The organism is Aquimarina sp. Aq107, assembly GCF_943733665.1.
Classification (GTDB): domain Bacteria; phylum Bacteroidota; class Bacteroidia; order Flavobacteriales; family Flavobacteriaceae; genus Aquimarina.
In genome coordinates this window covers 4332341-4351449 of sequence record NZ_OX030782.1, presented here as the reverse complement: position 1 = coordinate 4351449, position 19109 = coordinate 4332341, and the positions used below count along the sequence as shown (strand labels likewise).

The 19109-nt window shown below is 32.4% G+C and carries 13 protein-coding genes; 3 read left to right on the top strand and 10 right to left on the bottom strand.

Annotated features, from left to right (window positions below; all coding sequences use genetic code 11):
• Positions 1-125: 125 nt before the first annotated feature.
• From NMK29_RS18850 to NMK29_RS18805, 10 genes are read right to left on the bottom strand one after another with little or no spacing between them, the layout of a single operon-like run.
• Positions 126-1421 (bottom strand): TRAP transporter large permease, encoded by a 1296-nt coding sequence (locus tag NMK29_RS18850; RefSeq protein WP_108802455.1) that lies wholly within the window; start codon positions 1419-1421, stop codon positions 126-128.
• Complete coding sequence (locus tag NMK29_RS18845; protein WP_234424223.1) at positions 1418-1885, bottom strand: TRAP transporter small permease; 468 nt, start codon at positions 1883-1885, stop codon at positions 1418-1420. Before NMK29_RS18845 ends, NMK29_RS18850 begins: the two co-directional genes overlap by 4 nt.
• Positions 1882-2862: a TRAP transporter substrate-binding protein gene (locus NMK29_RS18840; protein WP_108802456.1), complete on the bottom strand. Its 981-nt coding sequence runs from the start codon at positions 2860-2862 to the stop codon at positions 1882-1884. The genes NMK29_RS18845 and NMK29_RS18840 overlap by 4 nt, the downstream gene beginning before the upstream one ends.
• Before the next feature lie 4 nt (positions 2863-2866).
• Positions 2867-3532, bottom strand: coding sequence for a bifunctional 4-hydroxy-2-oxoglutarate aldolase/2-dehydro-3-deoxy-phosphogluconate aldolase (locus NMK29_RS18835; protein WP_108802457.1), 666 nt, complete (start codon positions 3530-3532; stop codon positions 2867-2869).
• Positions 3533-4528, bottom strand: a complete 996-nt coding sequence (locus tag NMK29_RS18830; protein WP_108802458.1) for a sugar kinase — start codon at positions 4526-4528, stop codon at positions 3533-3535. It abuts the gene before it with no gap.
• 1 nt (position 4529) lies between these two features.
• Positions 4530-5771, bottom strand: coding sequence for a DUF4861 domain-containing protein (locus tag NMK29_RS18825; RefSeq protein ID WP_108802459.1), 1242 nt, complete (start codon positions 5769-5771; stop codon positions 4530-4532).
• A complete protein-coding gene (locus NMK29_RS18820; protein ID WP_108802460.1) occupies positions 5771-6565 on the bottom strand; it encodes a gluconate 5-dehydrogenase in 795 nt (264 codons plus the stop codon). Before NMK29_RS18820 ends, NMK29_RS18825 begins: the two co-directional genes overlap by 1 nt.
• Before the next feature lie 8 nt (positions 6566-6573).
• Positions 6574-7413: a 5-dehydro-4-deoxy-D-glucuronate isomerase gene (kduI, locus tag NMK29_RS18815; RefSeq protein ID WP_108802461.1), complete on the bottom strand. Its 840-nt coding sequence runs from the start codon at positions 7411-7413 to the stop codon at positions 6574-6576.
• An 18-nt stretch (positions 7414-7431) separates the two neighbouring features.
• A complete protein-coding gene (uxuA, locus tag NMK29_RS18810; RefSeq protein WP_108802462.1) occupies positions 7432-8616 on the bottom strand; it encodes a mannonate dehydratase in 1185 nt (394 codons plus the stop codon).
• Between the two features lie 10 nt (positions 8617-8626).
• The gene (locus NMK29_RS18805; RefSeq protein WP_108802463.1) at positions 8627-9457 is read right to left on the bottom strand and encodes an SDR family oxidoreductase; all 831 of its coding nucleotides are present in this window, start codon (positions 9455-9457) and stop codon (positions 8627-8629) included.
• A gap of 451 nt (positions 9458-9908) precedes the next feature.
• Here NMK29_RS18805 and NMK29_RS18800 point away from each other — a divergent pair, with 451 nt between their 5' ends.
• The 3 genes from NMK29_RS18800 (at position 9909) to NMK29_RS18790 (ending at position 19081) form a co-directional block, all read left to right on the top strand.
• A complete protein-coding gene (locus NMK29_RS18800; RefSeq protein ID WP_108802464.1) occupies positions 9909-11582 on the top strand; it encodes a right-handed parallel beta-helix repeat-containing protein in 1674 nt (557 codons plus the stop codon).
• 105 nt (positions 11583-11687) lie between these two features.
• Entirely contained in the window at positions 11688-15791 is a 4104-nt protein-coding gene (locus tag NMK29_RS18795) for a two-component regulator propeller domain-containing protein (RefSeq protein ID WP_108802465.1), read from the top strand.
• Positions 15792-16030: 239 nt separating this feature from the next.
• Positions 16031-19081 carry a TonB-dependent receptor gene (locus NMK29_RS18790; RefSeq protein WP_254097251.1) on the top strand — a complete coding sequence of 1017 codons (3051 nt, stop codon included), beginning with the start codon at positions 16031-16033 and terminating at the stop codon, positions 19079-19081.
• Positions 19082-19109 lie beyond the last annotated feature (28 nt).

Sequence of the window (19109 nt, the reverse complement as noted above, 5' to 3'; positions counted from 1 at the left end):
TAACCTAAACAATCCAAGAGCGGAGTCGGCACTATATAAAGTAGTAAAACAAATTAATAGAACTATAAGGATCTCTTAGCAATTTGCTAAGAGGTCTCTTATCTATAAGCATTGTACAATTGGATTTAAAGATCAAATAGCCTAGGAAGCCATAAACTTAACTCTGGAATATATGTGATTAAAACCAATACTAGAATCATAATTAAAAACAAAGGCATTAAAGGACGAATTACTTTCTGAATACTTAATTCTGCTACACTACACCCTACAAAAAGTACAGAACCTACAGGAGGCGTGCATAATCCGATACAAAGGTTTAGAATCATAACAATACCAAAATGTATAGGATTCATTCCTAAATCTGTTACAATAGGTAAAAAAATTGGAGTAAAAATCAATACTGCTGGAGTCATATCCATAAAGACTCCCACAAATAATAAAATTAAATTGATAAGTATTAAAATAATAATTGGATTATCACTAATTGAAAGTAATGCATTACTAATTTCTTGAGGAATGTTTTCATAAGACATTACCCAAGACATTGCAATAGAGGTTGCAATTAGCAATAACACGATTGATGAGGTTTTTATAGTTTCTAATAATATCGGAGCAATGCTTTTAAGCGAAATTTCTTTATAAGCAAGAGCTAATATAAAAGTATAAATAACTGCTATTGCAGAAGCTTCTGTGGCTGTGAAAATTCCAGCTACGATTCCTCCAATAACAACTACAAGTAAAAGAAGACTCGGTAATGCATCTAAAAATCGTTTAAGAAAAACCTTAAGACTAACAAGTTTTTCGGTAGGATACTTTTTGATTACCGAATAAATACCAGCGACTAACATTAAAGCAAATCCAATCAATAAACCTGGGACATACCCTGCTACAAATAGAGCAGCAATAGAAACACCACCACTAGCTAGAGAATATATAATTAAAACATTACTTGGTGGGATTAATAAACCTGTCGTAGAACTAGTTATATTTACAGCAGCACTAAAAGATTTATCATACCCTTCTTTTTCCATCATTGGATTCATAAACCCACCAATAGCTGAAGCAGCTGCAACTGCAGAACCGGATATTGCACCAAAAAGCATACAAGCAAATATATTTACAAAAGCCAATCCTCCTGGTAAAGGCCCTACAATAGCTTTTGCGAAATTTATGAGTCGTACCGCGATACCGCCTCGATTCATAATTTGACCTGCTAGTATGAAAAAAGGAATTGCAGAAAGGGTAAAACTGTCCAAAGATGTTGCCATTCTTTGCGCTAACGTGGTTACTGATGGCATAAATGGCATGGCTACAATAAGGGTGAATAATCCAGATAGACCAATGGCATACGCTACGGGAACTCGAATTGAGAGTAATACAAGAAAACTTAATGTTAGGATTAAAACTTCAGTATAATTCATAATGCAAGATCTTTTTTACGTAATAGTATGACTAAAGAATAATAGCATATCAATATGCCGCTTATAGGAATTACCAAATAGATAAACCCTAAAGGAATTTCTAGTGTAGCTGATTTTTGCTGAAACACAAATGTCAGCCAACAAAGTCTTGCTCCACCAATAACCATAACAAGAAATCCAAAAATTAATATAGATCCTTGCACAATACTTTCATATAATTTTTGTCTTTTAGCTACAATATGAGAAGGTATCAGATCTATGGCAAGGTGTAAGCGTTTTCCCGTGGCGTATGCCGCTCCCAATAGGCCTAGCCATATTAAGGAGAAGCTCGAAATCTCATCAGTAATAGTACTAGGAGATTTTAATAAAAATCTTGAAAACACCTGCCATATAACACTAAATAACATCAATGAAAATATTAGAATTAGCGCTTTTTCTAAAAATGTATCTATTGTTTTTCTCATTGCTTTGTGTTTTTGATATTCTTAATTAAGGATAGCATATCAGGATTATCTTGAAACATTTTTTGAATACTTTCTGTCTCCTGTTCGAACAAAGTTTTGTCAGGAGTTATAATTTCGACTCCAGATGCGGTAATAATATCCAAGGATTCCTTTTCTGATGCAGCCCATAACTTACGTTGTTCTATTGTAGATTCTCTCGCAGCTTCTTTTAACCAGATTTGTTCTTGTTCCGATAATCGTTCCCAAGTATCTAAACCAATTAATAAAACATCAGGAACGGCAGTATGTTGATCAAGACTAAAGTATTTACATATTTCATAATGTTTAGAGGTATAAAAACTGGGTAGATTGTTTTCTGCGCCATCGACAACACCTTGTTGTAGAGCTGTATATAATTCTCCCCATGAAATGGGAGTGGGAGATCCTCCTAAAGAATTGACCATTGCAACAGCCATATTACTTTTTTGGACTCTTATTTTCAAACCCTTAAGATCTTCTGGAGTTGTTATTGGCTTCTCTTTTGTATAGAAACTACGACTTCCTGCATCATAAAAAGTTAATCCTCTTAGTCGATATTTATCTCCTTTAGTAAGCATTTCATCTCCAATAGCTCCATCAAAAACTTGAAAAGCGTGTTGTCTATCTCTAAATAAATATGGAATACTAAAAACCTTGTATTCTGTGATAAAGTTTTCTAATACAGCTGCAGAAACTTTTGTGATGTCTAGGCTTCCAATTTGTAGCAATTCAAGACATTCACGTTCTGCGCCCAATTGACCACTTGGGTATAATTTAACTTCTAAAGTTCCGTTTGATTTTTTTTTAAGTTTTTCACCTAAAATAGTCATTGCTTTATGCACAGGATGTTTGGTGTCTAATGTGTGCGCTAGTCTTAGTATTTTGACTTCTTTTTTCGTAGAACAAGATCCTATTATTAATAGTCCTATAAAAAGTGGAAATAGTATCTTGATTCTCATAATATTAGTTGTTTTTAATTTCTTTAATGCTCACCAATACTTCTTTTATATCCGAAGAAAGTTTTAAGAAATCTTTGTTCTTAATATTGTTTTTACTAAAAAGTAGAGATCCCATTCCAACGCAACTTACTCCAGAATCAAACCATAATCTTAAATTTTCCAGAGAAGGCTGTACACCTCCGGTAGGCATTATTTTAGTTTTAGGTAATACAGTTTTAATAGCTTTGATGAAATCTACACCTAAAACATTACCAGGGAAGGCTTTAATTAATTTTGCTCCTAGTTGTTGAGCCCTATAAACTTCTGTAACAGTGGCACATCCAGGAATCCATAACACTTCTTTTTTATTGCAATGATTAGCGATTTCAGGAATTAATGCCGGAGAAACTATAAAATCTGCTTGGGCGTTAAGAAATTGTTCAACCTCAATTTTCGTAAAAATGGTTCCTATACCTAAAATTAGATCATTGTATTTTAATGCATATTTTCGTAATTCAGTAAAAACAGACAGTGCTTTTTCATTTCTATTTGTGAATTCAAAAACTCTTATACCTGCTTCATATGAAGCATCTAATACTTTTTTAGTAACTTCAATATCTTGATGATTAAAAACAGGAATTAATCCGGTTTTTTCCATTATTGTGATGATGTGCTCTGCAGAGTTTTTCATTTATCTTAATAGTCTTCCAATGTTATCCCCTTGTACTAGTTGTTCTATTTCTTCTACAGAAACTAAATTTGCATCTCCAAGAATTCCATGTTTCAATACTGCAGAAGCCACGGCAAATTCAAGAGCATCATCCTCTTCTTTGTGCATCAATCCATAAATTAATCCTGCCATAAAAGCATCACCACCGCCAATGCGATCTACAATGTTTTCCATAGTATAAGTTTTAGAGACATTGTACTTATTATTTCTCCAAAGTATTGCCGATAACTTATTTTGAGATGCAGAAAGGATTTCTCGTTGGGTATTAGATAGCGTATGCACAGTAGTGTATTTCTGCTGTACTTTTTTACATCCTTCTTCAAAGTTGTTTGCTGAAATGTCTAGGCAATTTTCAAAATCAGTAAGCCCACCTACGATAACATTAGTTTTGCTAATAAGCTCAGGCATTATTTCTAAAGGTGATTTCCCATATTGCCATAGGTTTCTTCTATAATTAATATCTCCACTTACTGTTATTCCTAATTTTTGAGCCGAAGTCAAAGCATCGAGACATAGTTGAGCTGCGGATTCAGAGATCGCCGGTGTGATTCCTGTCCAATGAAACCAATCTACATCTTTTAAAATTTCGTCCCAGTTAAAAATAGTAGGGTTTAATTTTGAAAAGGAAGAATCAAAACGATCATATATGATTTTAGAAGATCGTTGCATAACACCATTTTCTAAAAAATAAAGCCCCATTCTTCCATCATTGAATTTTATGTTATTGGTGTCAACTCCTGACTTTTTTAAGTAGTTGCAAGCAGTTTTTCCTATGGAATGATTTGGAAATGAAGTGATATGAGTAGCGCTGACATTCCATTGTGCAAGAGAGATTGAAACATTAGCTTCTGTTCCGCCAAAATGTACCTTATATGTATTCGATTGCTCGAATCGCTCATTCGTGGCGGTAGTAAGACGCATTAGAACCTCACCTAAAGTAACAACTCTTTTCTCCATTTTATTCTATTAATATTGGATTTGATAATTTTTCGCTCATTTCGGAAACTATTTTATCAAAACCTTCATAGGTATTGAATTGGACATTGGATTGTTCCCATCCGGCAAGGAAGTAAAAAGTAGAAGGTTTTTTGTTAGAAGCATTCATTACAGTGTAGTAGGTTGTTGTAATATCTGTGTTTTCCTTTGGAGCTTCTCCTTCGTTTATAAAATCATCTTTAGGGATTATGATCGCCATACCTAACAAATCATTGTTTTCTGATTGTGCTCCGAAAGTCTCTAGAACAAAATGGTTTTTTGATTTTTTAGAATATTTATCGTTAGGTTTTAAATTTACAATACCCGTAACCAAATCCATTTGATTGGTCGCACCTCTAAAAAACACTTGACTCTGATACCCCCATTGTCCTTTCCAAATGGTAATTCTATGGACAACATCTATATTTTGATCTCCAATTTTTGAATTCGTATAGGTCATCTCAAAAATTGATCTTATTGGTCCTTCTGTAATAGTTTTAAATTCTGCTTGGTCTTTTCCAGTAAGTCTAATCAGAGAATCATTGTGTTTTATAGCTAATGCTCCAGCTCCTAGAGAGTTTCCAACTTTTAGGACATCCATTCCCCAATCATCTAATTCATGATAATTTCCGTCTCCTAAACCTACGCGATCTAATACAAGTTCGGAGGTGTTTTTTCCAAAAATGTCAATACCATTTCGTGGATCAAAATAGAATCTAAAGCCTATTTTATCATTCTCCCAAGCGGGTCCTTCCATTTGATAAAAAATACTATCGTTGGTTCGTGGATCACCTATTCGTTTTTGTTCTAAAACTTCTTTTACAGTATTCTTATTAGTTCCGATTCCGAATCTAATATTTGTTCTTGGAGTAAACGAAGGAATACTTTCTGTAGCAATTGTTGTTAATTCTAATTTTTGTGTTTGATTTGCTTTAAAGTCTAGAGTTAGACTTAACTCATCCCAAATTCCCTTTTTTTCTAGGTAATCTAATTGAAAAGGAATGATCCTTCCAGATGAATCTTTAATTATAGGAACTCTATTATCAGGGATGCTATCTAACTTGTTTATTATTATGTTTTTAGGGATAATAATACTTTCATCCATTCTATCTATGTTGGAAGTATTCGTAAAGTTGATATATTTTTTATCCAGATCAGATACGGATTCCTTTTTACAACTTATTACTATAAGCGCTAAGGAAATAATGATGCATAAATGTTTCATTACTTTTCGTTTGTAGGTTTACCAATAGTTGCTAGAATACCACCATCTACATAGAGAATATGTCCATTTACAAAATCACTTGCCTTAGAAGCTAAAAAAATAGCCGTACCAGCTAAGTCTTTAGGATCGCCCCATTTAGCCGCTGGAGTACGATTAATTATGAAATCATTAAATGGATGTCCATCTATACGGATTGGTGCTGTTTGTTCTGTTGCAAAATATCCTGGACCAATTCCATTCACTTGTATATTGTATTTAGCCCATTCTGTAGCCATATTCTGAGTTAGCATTTTTAATCCTCCCTTTGCAGCAGCGTATGCGCCAACAGTATTGCGCCCTAATTCACTCATCATAGAACAGATATTAATTATTTTTCCTGATTTTCTTTCGATCATTCCCTGAACTACGTGCTTAGAAACTATAAATGGGCTAACAAGGTCTACGTTAATTACTTCTTTAAAATCAGAAACTTCCATTTTTTCTAGAGGCGTACGTTTTATAATACCCGCATTATTGATTAGAATATGGATAGGACCTACTTCTTCTTCAATTTGTTTAATAGCATTTTTTACTTCTTCTTCATTAGTTACATCGAATTTATAACCTCGAGCATCTATTCCTAATTCTTTATATGAATCTACTGCATTGTTAATTTTTTCTTGAGAGGAATTTCCGTTTACGATAATTTTAGCTCCTGAAAGTCCTAACCCTTTGGCCATAGCCATACCTAAGCCATGTGTTGATCCTGTAATTAGAGCATTTTTATCTTTTATATCAAATAGTGATAGTGACATAATGTGACTTATTTAAGATCTGTAATTTTACATGTATCCATATCCCCATAATCCAAATTCTCTCCGGCCATTCCCCAAATGAATGTGTAGTTAGAGGTTCCTGAACCAGAATGTATAGACCAAGGAGGTGAAATTACTGCTTGCTCATTCTGCATCCAGATATGTCTGGTTTCGTGTGTTTGCCCCATAAAATGACAGACAGATTGATCATTTGGTACTTCAAAATAAAAATATACTTCCATTCTTCTATCATGAGAATGTGCTGGCATTGTATTCCATACACTACCTTTTTTTAATTCTGTCATTCCCATTTGTAATTGACAAGTTTCTACGACACCACCAACTATAAGCTGTATCACTGTTCTATGGTTAGAAGTTTCTAAAGAGCCTAATTCTATTTTATTGGCCTTTTCTTTAGTTACTTTTACCGTAGGATAGCTGTGATGTGCTGGTGCAGAATTGATATAGAATTTAGCAGGATTTGATGAACGCTGACTTTTAAATAATACTTCTTTATTTCCTTTTCCCACATATAAAGCTTCTTTGTATTCTAGTTCATAAGAAGTTCCATCTACTATAACTTCTCCTTTTCCTCCAACATTAATAATTCCCAGCTCTCTTCTTTCTAAAAAATAGTCCGCTTTTATGGGATCGATAGGTTCTAGTTTTAAAGTATCCTTTGGTACCACCGATCCAGCGATGTACCTGTCGTAATGCGAATAAGTAAGATTTATTTGTCCTAACTGCATTAGGTTTTCTATCAAAAATTCATCTCTTAATTCTGTAGTATCCATCGCTTTTACAGCTTTAGGGTGAGATGCATATCTGGATTCGTAAGCAGTAGCCATAATTTTATATTTTAGTTGTTATAGTATTGATTTTCTAATTCCCATTTCCAGGCCTCTTAATTCTGCTAAACCTCTTAATCTTCCGATTCCTGAATAGCCTGGATTTGTTTTTTTATGTTGGTCATCTAACATTTTATGACCGTGATCTGGTCGCATTGGAATATTAAGATCGGATCGACCAACTTTCTTCCTTTTCTTTTGTTCATTTATTAGAGATCTCATTACTTCGTACATATCCACATCACCTTCTAGATGATTAGCTTCATAAAAGTTTCCTTCTTCATCTCTTTTAGTACTTCTTAAATGAATAAAATGTATTCGACTTCCTAAACGTTCTATCATATTTGGTAAATCATTATCAGGACGAAGCCCAAAGGATCCGGTACAAAATGTTAACCCATTATTGGTAGAGTCTACAGCATTATATAAATCCACAATATCTTTTTCTGTGCTTACTACCCGTGGTAGACCAAGGATTGGATATGGAGGATCATCTGGGTGGATGCACATAAGTACTTCAGATTGTTCTGCTGTAGGGATAATATCTTTTAAAAATGAAAAGAGATGTTCTTTTAATTCCTTAGCTCCAATATCTTTATATGTATTTAAAATAGCATTAAAGTCTTTTAAGGAATATCCTTCTTCGGCACCTGGTAAACCGGCGATTATGTTATTTACTAAGAGTTTCTTTTGCTCTTCAGACATTTGTTTTTCTAATATCTTAGCATTTTTAATCTGTGTATCAGTGTACTCTTTTAGTGCATTTGGTCTATTAAGTAATAATAGATCAAAAACTGCGAATTCAGTTGCGTCAAAACGTAATGCAGTTGATCCATCCGAAACTTTGTATTCTAGATTTGTTCTGGTCCAATCAAGAACAGGCATGAAGTTATAGCAGATGATATTGATTTCGCAAGCACCAAGGTTTTGTATTGTAGTTTTGTAATTTTCTATGTATTTAATATAGTTTCCAGATCTGGTTTTTATGTTTTCGTGAATTGGAACGCTTTCCACAACAGACCATTTTAATCCGGATGCTTCAATGATTTCCTTTCTTTTTAGTATTTCTTCTATTGTCCAAACTTCTCCATTTGGGATATGATGTAAAGCGGATACAATACCAGTTGCTCCAGCTTGCTTTATGTCGGATAATGATACTGGATCATTAGGTCCATACCATCGCCATGTTTTTTCTAATTTCATATATTATATATTAAACACCGCTAAAAGCGCTAAAACCTCCATCAATGGGAACGACAATACCAGTTACAAACTTGGAGCCTTCTCCGCATAACCATTCTGTAGTTCCGATAAGATCCTCAGGTTCCCCATACCTGCCCATTGGAGTTTGTTCTATGATAGTTTTACCTCTTTGGGTTGGGTTTCCTTCAGAATCTGTTAATAACGATCTATTTTGATCCGTTAAGAAAAAACCAGGTGCTAAAGCATTTACTCTAATACCCACTTTCGCAAAATGTACAGCAAGCCATTGTGTAAAATTTGATATAGCTGCTTTTGCTCCACTATACGCTGGAATTTTGGTTAATGGAGTAAATGCATTCATGGATGATATATTGAGAATGCAACAATTTTCTTTACCCACCATTTCTTTCGCAAAAACTTGGGTAGGTAATAAAGTCCCTATAAAATTGAGATTAAAAACGAATTGAATTCCTTCTGTATCTAAATCAAAAAAACTTTTAAAATCATTTTGATTGTTTTCTAAATCTTTTAATCTAAGGTGCGTGTTCGAAGTTGTTCCTTTTGGGTGATTTCCACCAGCTCCGTTAATTAAAATATCGCAGCTACCTAATTTTGAATTAATCTCGGATTGTGCTTTTAATAAAGATTCTTTACTAAGTACATCTGCAGCAATACCAATCGCTGAACCACCTTGTTTTTTAATCTCTTGTGCAACTTTTTCTGCTGCATCTTTTCTTAAATCCAAAATAGCAAGTTGTGCTCCTTTTTTAGCCAATGCTAATGCTATTGTTTTCCCTAAAACTCCACCGCCACCAGTGAGTACTACTACCTTATTATCCATATTTACAATAGAAAAAATTCATCTATTTCAAATTTGAAACTTTTATTACAATTAAAATTTAAATTTTAGAGAAGGATCATACGGAAATAAGTATAAAAAAGTACAATACACTGATTTTCAGCACATTAATTTTTTATTGGTTTAAGTGTAAATTTTCTTAAAAAATTGAATATGTTGTTTGTTTTCAAAGGTTTATATTGAGTATTTGATAAATTTTGAAGGTTATTTTTGAATTATTCGAACAATTAACGCCCTTAATCCGAACTATTAGGATAGTAGGTTTTAATAGTTTTGAAACAATCTATTTTCCATAATAGATTATAATCGATAAACTTATTCTTAGAATAGAGAGGTGCATTTTAAGTTTTAACTTATAAACGTATGAGTACTGTTGATAACATATGATAATAGATAAAATAAGTTTTTCTAGGACTATAAAAAGAAATATAGAATGCGAATAAATGACAAAAACAATTCAAGTACTGTTTTCTTATTTTTATTGCTATTACAGGTCATCGGAGCTTCTTCTCAGGAAGAATATTCTTTGTCGGAGTTAGTTGCTAATAAAGGTCCTTATATTCCTAATTATAGTTATGCTGGCTATCAATTTGGAGAGAAGGAAATAAAAATTTCAGATGATATTACTACTGTACTGAACGCAACTGATTTTGGGGTTGTTGCAAATGATGAAAAAGATGATTCTAAAGCGTTATTGAGAGTTTTTGAGAAAGCTCATCAGATAAAAGAACCAGTATTGATTCAATTACCTGCAGGAAGGATAATTTTAAGTGAAGTATTATATTTCGAAAGGAGCAACATTGTACTTAATGGTCAGGGAGTAGGAAATAATGGAACTGAAATTTTCTGCCCAAGGCCAATGATGTACTTAAAAGATCCTAATGATTTAAAGGAACTTAGAGAATATCTGGTTAAACTAGATAAAATTCAAAAAGAAGAAGAAAAGAACATTTTCCTTCCTTTCTCTCAATATTCTTGGTCAGGAGGTATGTTTTGGACTAGAATTCCTGGTGCTAGAGTAAAATCCTATCTTCAAAAATACGATAAAGAGCCTAAAGTTTTGGGAACTATTGATAATGCAAAACGTGGTTCAGTTTCATTTAAAGTTCATAATGATTTAGGGTTAAATAAAGGGGACGTTGTAGAGATACAATGGTTTAATAAAAAGGGCAAAGAGGCAAATATATTAAGAGAATTATATGGAGATACTGAAAATTTAAAAATTGGATCTCATCATTGGAACTATACCAATCTGCCATTAATTCGTCAACAGGCACAAATTGAAGAAATAGTTCGAAATCAGGTCACAATTAAATCTCCATTATTAACAGACATTATTCCTGAATATGAGGTGAGAATAATAAAATGGGATCATTTAAAAGAAGTGGGGATTCAGAATTTCAAAATTACATTTCCTTTTTCTAATCGTATAGCTCATCATGTAGAACAAGGATACAATGGAATTTACTTGACTAGAGTTTTTAATAGTTGGGTTCAAAATGTGGTTATAGAAAATTCTGACAGTGGTATATTAACAGAAGCCATTGCTAATGTCACCATTAAAGATATTAAGACTACTGGGAAAAAGAAGGGTCATTATACAGTACAAATGGGTGGAGTACATAATGTTTTAGTTAAGAATTTATCTGTTCATAATGATGTAATGCATCCTTTAAGCTTTAATACTTTTTCTACTAAAAGCGTTTATCATAACTGTGAAGTTTTTAAAAATCCAATTTTGGATCAACACTCAGGTGTAAATCATCAAAATTTATTTGATTTAATAACTGTTCATTTAAATACATTAGGAAATGACTCATATCCTCTTTTTACTGGTGGTGGAGCAGGTTATTGGAAACCTTCACATGCATCATATAGTACTTTTTGGAATATTAAAGTAAATTTTTTGAATACCCTAGAACATGAAGAACTCATACGTTTAGATGGAATGAACGATGGGCCTAATGCTAGGTTAGTAGGTGTCTCGGGAAATCAAAAGATAGTAATTAACTATAATCCAGATGCCTATGTAGGTTTTGTAAATGAAGACATAAAATTAATTCCTTCGTTATATAAGTATCAACTTAAGAGAAGATTAAAGAATTAAAAAATTAGAAAGCAAAAATGAATTAGTCTTAAACGTTAAATTATTAACATTTATTTAATATTTTGAAGTTTAAAACGTTATTAGGAGGAAATTTTAAGGGAATTGATGAAGCATATATACGTATTACTATTATTTTTTATTTCAACTTTATCTATTGCTCAAGATAATTTTTATAATAAATTTTTACATCTTTTTACCTCAGATGGATTATCACAAAGTACAGTAATTGCTATTCATCAGGATAGATTAGGGCGAATGTGGATAGGAACCAGAGATGGATTGAATAAATATGATGGTGATAATTTTACGGTGTATAGAAACATACTTAATGACTCCACTTCAATTAGTAATAATGACATTTTATCTATACAAGAGGATCAAGAAGGTTTTATCTGGATCGGAACATATAATGGATTAAATAGATACGATCCAAAACTTAATGTATTCAAATCATATTTCCATTCTAGTAAAAAAGGAAGTATCTCAGACAATACAATCTGGTCTATTCATATGTTGGATAATGGAGAACTTTGGTTTGGTTCCTCTAATGGTCTTATGGTATATAATAGGGAATCAGATTCATTTATTACAATCAAGAATAACCCTGCGAATGCTTCGAGTCTTTCGAATAATTATATTTTAAGTATATATGAAGACAATAAAAAAGATATCTGGATAGGGACAGCAAATGGTTTAAATAAGTTAAAAACAAGTAATGATAATGATTTTGTCTTTAAGAGATTTTATAGTAATCAAAAATCAAATAGCTTAAGTGACTCTTATATTCAAGCTATTGTACAAGATGATAAAGATAGGCTGTGGATTGGAACTAAATATGGTGGTCTCAATTATTACGATTTAACTTCTGATTCTTTTGGTAGTGTAAGGAAGACAAATAAAAATCAAATAATTAATAAAGATGTTAGAAGTTTATCTATAGATAATCGAGGAGTACTTTGGATAGCAACCTATGACGGACTTTGTATAAAAAATAATGATGATTCTATTATCTCTATTAGACATCAACAGAATAATTTAAAAAGTCTTAGCAGAAACTCAATTAAAACAATTTTCATTGATAAAAAAGGCTCTACTTGGCTCGGAACCTATTATGGAGGAATTAATATATGGGATGAATCTAATTCTAATTTTATATCGCTTAGAAAAAACACTACCGCCGATACTGAATATGGTGTTGTTAGTAGTATTGTCCAGGATGATAAGAACAATTTATATTTCGGAACCGAAGGAAAAGGAATTAGTATACTGGATATAGAGAAAAATCAATCTTTTGATATACAGAAGATTTCTGATAATAAGCTCCCTAGTCTTAGTATAAAAACATTATTTCTTGATGATCAAAAACTTTGGATTGGAACCTATAATGCGGGTATAGCTTTATATGATATAAAAACTAAGAAATTTATATCTAATTTATTAAGCAAAGATTTAAGAGTGCTTCTTAAAGATGTCGGAGTGTATACGATTAAAAAATCTGGAGATTTTATGTATTTAGGGACTTTTGGAAAAGGTCTTATTCAATACAATTTAACAAACAAAGATTTTAGATTTATAGATCATAATAATATAAATAAGAAATCACTTTCTAATGATAGAATTAGAGTTTTACTTGTTGATAAAGATTCTAATTTATGGATTGGCACACAAAATGGTTTAAATTGTATTAAGAAAGATAGGTTAAATAATGAAGAAATAATTACCGTAAAACGTTTCTTTTTTAATGAAGAACAACTGTCGGGAGATGATATTTTAAGCATATATGAAGACAAAAGAGGGGTTCTCTATGTTGGTACCAAAGCAAATGGGATATTTAAGTTTGAAGATAATAAGTTTAATAAATTAGAACTTAATGTCGTAGGCACAAAAGTTAGCACAGTTTTCAGTATTGTAGAATATGATGATAATGTTATTTGGATAAGTTCTAACAAAGGTATTGTAGCATATAATCCTGATAAAAAAACTTCGATTCTTTATAACCAAACTGATGGTTTAGTCAGTAACGAATTTAATAATAATGCGTGTTTAAGAGCTGAGAATGGAGGTCTCTATTTTGGAGGGCCATCAGGAGTCTCATTTTTAAATCCCAATCAGATAAAGAAAAATACTTTTGTACCGCAAGTGGTTTTGACAGATTTTAATATTCAAGGAAAAAAGATTGAAACCTACGGAGATGAAAAAGTACTAAAAAAGAGTGTTTCATATACAGATAAACTCACGTTATTGCATGATCAAGCTTCTTTTGGGATTAGTTTTGCGATGCCCAATTTTATTAATCCTTCTAATAATCAATACGCGTATCGATTAGTTGGATTAGATAATCAATGGCAGTATACTAAGAATACCGAAGTAAATTACACAATACAAAAACCGGGGGATTACACTTTTGAGGTAAAAGGCGCGAATAATGATAATATTTGGAATGATGAATCTACAAAACTAAAAATATCATTGAAACCAGCTCCTTGGAAAAGTCCTCTTGCTTTTGCTGGATATGTCATAGCAATAATTTTAGCTTTATTTGGGTTAAATCAAATTAATAAAGCAAGAACAAAACTTAAACATGAATTAGACTTAGAGCATCTAGAAAATATTAGAAAAGAAGAAATGAATCGTTCTAAGTTAGAGTTTTTTACTAATATTTCTCACGAATTCAGAACGCCATTGGCTCTGATTATAGCGCCCTTACAGCAATTGATAGAGAATTATCAAGGTAGTAATAAGATGTATAAACGTCTATTAGTTATCGAACGTAATGCGGATCAATTATTGAAATTGATTAATCAATTATTAGATTTTAGAAAATTTGAAAATAAGCATTCTAAATTACAGGTTGCAGAAGGGAATTTGGTAAAATACCTAAAAGAAATTTACTTGTCATTTAATGAATTTGCAAAAGCCGGTTCGTATATCTATACATTTGAAGCTTCTTCGGATATGATAAAAATATACTTTGATCGATATAAATTGGAGAGGGTGTTTTATAACTTAATTTCTAATGCATTTAAATATACTCCAGAAGGAGGAGAGATTCATGTTAGAATTTTTGAGGAAGATAATAATGCGATTGTTGAAATAGAGGATACAGGTAAAGGGATTGATAAAGAGTTTGTGGATAAAGTATTTGATCGTTTTTATGAAGTGGCTGGTGATAAGGATTATCAAAAACAATTTAATCAAGCCAGTGGAATTGGATTGTCGATAGCCAAAAAAGCTGTCGAATTACATCAGGGTATTATAGAAGTTGTGGATACCGAATTAGAAAAAGGAACTGTTTTTAGAGTAAGTCTTAAAAAAGGTAAAGCTCATTTAAACGAAACAGATATTATAAAGGATTTTAAGATTAGTGATGACATTACTCAATATAAAAATCAAATTTTTACTGCTAAGAAAAATAAAGAACTAGATATGGAAATGGTTTTTGAAGAAGACCAAAAGCCATTGATTCTTATCGCAGAGGACAATGATGAATTGAGAAATTTCATAGGAGATATGCTTAAAGACTATTATCAGATAATCAAAGCTGAGAATGGGCAGGTAGCATTTAAAAAAGCAATACAAAAAGTTCCAGATTTAATAATTAGTGATGTGATTATGCCTAAAATGGAAGGAACGGAATTATGTTCTAAAATAAAGAATGATATTAGAACCAGTCATATCCCCTTTATTTTATTGACTTCTAGGACCTCATTAATATATAAGTTTGATGGTTTAGAGTCTGGAGCGGATGCTTATATAAATAAGCCTTTTAATGTAAAAGAATTTTTGTTAACCATACGAAACCTTCTATCATCTGTAGAAAAACAGAAAGAAAAATTTTCATCCAATGAGTTTAAGTCATCAGACATTACGGTAACTTCTATAGATGAAGAATTATTGAAAAAGGCAGTAAAAATTGTTGAAGAAAATATAAGTAATACTTCTTTTGATATCCCATATTTTAGTTCAGAATTAGGTGTAAGTAGAACCATGTTATTTTCTAAAATTAAAGGCTGGACCAATTTAACACCAAATGAATTTATTCATTCTATCCGAATGAAAAGAGCTTCTCAATTATTAGAGCTAGGTCAAATAAATATCTCAGAAGTTTGCTATAAAGTAGGTTTTAGAAACCCGAAATATTTTACTAAATGCTTTAAAAAGCATTTTGATCAGACTCCCTCAGAATACGCATCAAAATTCTTTTCCTAAAAACAGATCGTTTTAACAATGACAAGGCCTGTTAAGTGCTTATTTCCAGCATTTAGTACAGAAATATACCCTTTTTAGGACTTTTAGATATATCGTTTTAAGTAGGTTTGAGTATGAATAGGAAACAAAGCAGATATATCTTTTTACAACTCTTTTTTTCGTTGTGTATCATATTTTTTTGTCTTCTAATTATATATCTGTATTAAACAGATGCATACACTAACATAAATCAATCACTCATGAATGAAAAATTTACATATTTAAAAGTATTGAAAAGATGTATTCCAATTTTGTTTTTAATGATGGGATCAGCGTTATCTGCACAAATAGAGATTACAGGAACAGTTACATCAGAAGATGGAGTTCCTATTCTTGGTGCTAACGTTAGCGTAAAAAACAAACCTATTGGGACTACTACTGATTTTGATGGTTTATATACTATAAAGGTGCCAGATGAAAAAGCTGTTTTAGTATTTTCTTATGTCGGGTTTGCGGATCAAGAGATATTAGTTGGTAGTCAAAAAAGTATTAATGTTATTTTATCTGCATCAATAGAATCTTTAGAGCAAATCGTTGTTGTCGGTTATGGTTCTCAGCGTAAGAGTGATGTAACAGGTTCTGTATCTTCCGTAAAATCGGATGAATTAACGGCTTTCCCTGTTTTGAATGCAGCACAAGCACTTCAAGGACGTGCAGCTGGTGTTGTAGTTCAATCCAATAATGGAGGTGAGCCTGGATCTGCTGTTAATATCCAAGTTAGAGGGAATACCTCGATCAACGCTAACAGTGATCCTCTTATTGTTGTAGATGGTTTTGTGGGTGCTATTTTTCCGCAGGCGAATGACATAGAATCCATAGAAGTACTTAAAGATGCTTCTGCAGCTGCTATTTATGGTTCTAGAGGGTCAAATGGAGTTGTTCTAGTCACTACAAAAAAAGGTAGAAAAGGAAAGTTATCTATTGATGTTAATTCGAATTACTCGGTACAAAATATTACTAATGAACTAGATTTATTAAATGCGGATCAATTTGCAGCGTATCAGCAAGAATTAAATCCTGCCTATGTTCAAGGGCCTGCCAATACAGATTGGCAAGACTTACTATATAGAAGCGGTAGTACTTCGGATCATCAATTTTCTTTTTCAGGAGGAAGTGATAATATAAATTTTTATGCTTCTGCAAATTATTTTAAACAAGAAGGTGTTATTATTAATTCAGAATTCGAGCGAGTAACTTTCCTATCCAACATAGATGCCCAGATGACCGATAAGTTAAAGTTAGGGATCAATCTTTTTGGTAGTCGAGGAGCTCAAGATGGTGTTCCAACACAATCTACAGGTCAAACTGCTAATGGAGGTGGTGATGATGTAGTTTCTTTAGCCTTTAGATTTGCTCCAGATTTAGGAGTATTGAATGAAAATGGGGTAAATACGATTAACTCTGTTGGTGATGATGTTGATAATCCTTTTGCTATTGCAACAGAAGGGATCAATGAAACTAAGACAGATAATTACAGAGCTAATTTATATGCAGATTATGAAATTCTGAATGGGTTGAACTTTAAAACTACATTTGGTTTTAGTACTCGAAATCAAACAAATGGGCTTTTTAGGCCTTCTACTTTACGAATTACTGCTGGAGATGTTGGAGGAAGAGCTATTATATCAAATGTTAGAAACACAAATGTAATCAGTGAAAATTATCTGACTTATAATAAAGAAATCGGTAAATTCGATTTAACGTTATTAGCGGGATATTCTTATCAAAAAAATACTACAGAAACTTCTTCTTCAGGAGCAGAAGGCTTTGTCTCAAATACATTCTCTTTTTTCAATCTATCAGGAGGAACCACTGCATTAACCCCTACTTCATCTTTTTCTGAAATAGAAATTCAATCTCAGTTTGGAAGATTAAATCTTGACTATGATGATCGTTATTTGTTAACTGCTACGGTAAGAAGAGATGCTTCGTCGAATTTTGCTGTAAATAATCAAAGTGCTATTTTCCCTTCTGCAGCCATAGGATGGAAAATTTCTAATGAAAGTTTTCTGAAAGATAACAGTACTATCTCCAATCTAAAGTTTAGAGCTAGTTATGGTGTGACGGGTAATCAAGCAATTAGTGCTTATCAGTCTTTAGCTAGATTCCAAACAGTATTAGGGATTATAAATGGAAATGTTGTTGGAGCTGTTGTTCCAGATCAAGCTGCAAATCCAGATCTACAATGGGAATCTTCTTACCAAACCAACATTGGGTTGGATTTAGGATTTATAAATAATAGAATTTCTCTTTCTCTGGATTATTATAATATAGACACAGAAGATTTACTGTTAGCCGATGCTAGTCAGCCAGAATATCTTGGATTTTTAACCACAGCTAGTATTAGAAATATTGGGGAGGTTAATAATAAAGGATTTGAAATTTCTTTAAATACAAGAAATATTGTTAAAGAAAACTTTACCTGGACTACAGATTTTAATTGGTCTACCAACACCAACACTGTTGAGGCCTTAATAGGAGGTATCGATGTATTTTTAGATGCATCTCCAGGTTATTTTAACACTGACAACACACACCTTTTAAGAGAAGGAGAAGCTGCTGGAGTTTTCTGGGGATACGAGTATAGAGGTGTATATCAAGGAGGAGACTTGCCAGAAGGAACTGCAACTTTTGCAGGAGCACAAGCAGGAGATCAGTTATTTACAGATATACCTGATGAAAATGGTACCGCTGATGGTGTTATCAATACAGATGATCAAAAAATTATTGGGGATCCTACACCAGATTTCACATTTGGTATTACTAATAATTTCACCTATAAAAATATTGATTTAAATATCTTTTTTCAAGGAGCTGTAGGTGGCGATGTTGCAAATCTTACTGCAATTCAATTAGATGCTGGAGATTCTAATGCTTCTACCGATATATTGAATGCTTGGACACCAACAAACACTAATACAGATGTACCACGTGTAGCATTAAGAACCGATAAAATTCTTACTTCTCGTTTTGTAGAAGATGGTACATATGTGAGATTAAAAAATATAGCTTTAGGGTACACTATACCAAATGCTGTAACTGAAAAAATGGGTATCGATAAAGTGAGGGTTTCTGTTAGTGGTCAGAACTTGCTTACGTTCACAGATTACTCTGGTTTAGATCCAGAAGTTAGCTTTTTTGGATCTGGTGGATCTGGTGGCTCTACAAATGCTAATACTACAAGAGGTTTTGATTTTGGGAATTACCCAACCGTGAGATCTGTTAATTTCGGAATCAACGTAACCTTTTAACTAGTTGACTAACAAAATATTATAATAT